This window comes from Sphingomonas yabuuchiae (assembly GCF_001477495.1).
Taxonomy (GTDB): Bacteria; Pseudomonadota; Alphaproteobacteria; order Sphingomonadales; family Sphingomonadaceae; genus Sphingomonas; species Sphingomonas yabuuchiae_A.
On record NZ_LDTF01000164.1, the window covers coordinates 1 to 1,526 of the forward strand.

Below are 1,526 nucleotides of genomic sequence, written 5' to 3' on the forward strand. Positions count from 1 at the left end.
TCTGTTGTTTTTGTATGATATGGCGAGCTCCTAGATCTACACGATCCGCTTCGTCGGCAGCGTCAGATGGGTAGAAGAGACAGGAGCAAAAGACCGATACGAGCGAAAAGCTCTCCCCCGTCACGCCATATCGTGTAGCGGACGCCGCATGACCGACACCCCGCACGCCATCCTCGGCATCGACTTCGGCACCACCAACTCGGTCGTCGCCCGCGCCGAGGACGGCAAGTCCCATCTCGTCCCCCTTAAGGCCCCGAAGGGCGAAGACCCCGTCTTCCGCTCGGCGCTATGCTTCTGGGAGGATGATGGGATCGAGGTGGAGGCGGGGCCATGGGCCATCGCCGAATATCTCGATTTCCCGGGCGGCAGCCGGTTCATCCAGTCGTTCAAGTCGGTCGCTGCCTCGCCCGTGTTCGAACACGCCACCGTGTTCGACAAACGCTATCGCTTCGAGGAACTCGGCCGCGCCTTTCTCGACCGGATGGCAGCGCGCAGCGGCGGGACGCTCGATGGCAAGGCGGCACGGATCGTCGTCGGGCGGCCGGTCGAATATGCCGGGCATCGCCCCGACGAGGCGCTGGCCCGCCAACGCTATGACGCGATGTTCGCACGGCTGGGGGCGGAGATTCATTATGTCTATGAACCGCTGGGCGCGGCGTTCAGCTATGCCTCGCGGATCAGCGAGCCTGCCACCGTGCTGGTCGCCGATTTCGGCGGCGGCACCAGCGACTTTTCGGTCGTGCGCATCGCCGCCCCCGGCGCGGACCGGCGTTGCGAGCCGCTGGGCCATGCCGGTGTCGGTATTGCGGGCGACCGGTTCGACCAGAAGCTGATCGATCACCTCGTCCTGCCGCTCCTGGGCGCGGGCGGGAAATATCGTTCGTTCGACAAGATATTGGAGATTCCGCGCGGCTATTTCGCCGATTTCGGCGACTGGTCGCGGCTGGCGCTGATGCGCAACCGCAAGACGCTGGCAGAACTGGAGAAACTACGCCGCGCCGCGATCGACCCCGACGCGATCGGGCGGATGATCGCGATCATCGAGGAGGAGCAGGGATACCGGCTCTACGATGCGGTCGGGCGGGTGAAGCGCGACCTGTCGGCGGCGGAAGACGCGCGCTTCCGGTTCGACGGCGGCGGCCTGTCGATCGAGGCGGATGTCTCACGCAAGGACTTCGAAAGCTGGATCGCCCCCGACCTCGCGCGGATCGAGCAGGCGGTCGACCGGGCGCTGACCGCCGCCGCAACCGAGGCGGGCGCGATCGACCGGGTGTTCCTGACCGGCGGCACCTCGCTGATGCCCGCGATCCGGCGGATGTTCGAGGCGCGGTTCGGCGGTGAGAAGATCGCGACCGGGGGTGAGCTGACCTCGATCGCGCATGGCCTGGCGCTGATCGGCGAGCAGGCGGATATCGGGGCGTGGGCTGCCTAAAAAGCCCCTCCCGTAAACGGGAGGGGTTTGGGGAGGGCAAGGCCGCAAGTGATGGTCTCGGTGAGACTCCCTGCCCTCCCCCATCCCCTCCCGC

Annotated in this window: 1 protein-coding gene; it reads left to right on the forward strand. The window is 66.4% G+C overall.

Annotated features, from left to right (window positions below; genetic code table 11):
• Positions 1–148: 148 nt before the first annotated feature.
• Positions 149–1,432 (forward strand): Hsp70 family protein, encoded by a 1,284-nt coding sequence (locus NS355_RS17875; protein ID WP_058746879.1) that lies wholly within the window; start codon positions 149–151, stop codon positions 1,430–1,432.
• Positions 1,433–1,526 lie beyond the last annotated feature (94 nt).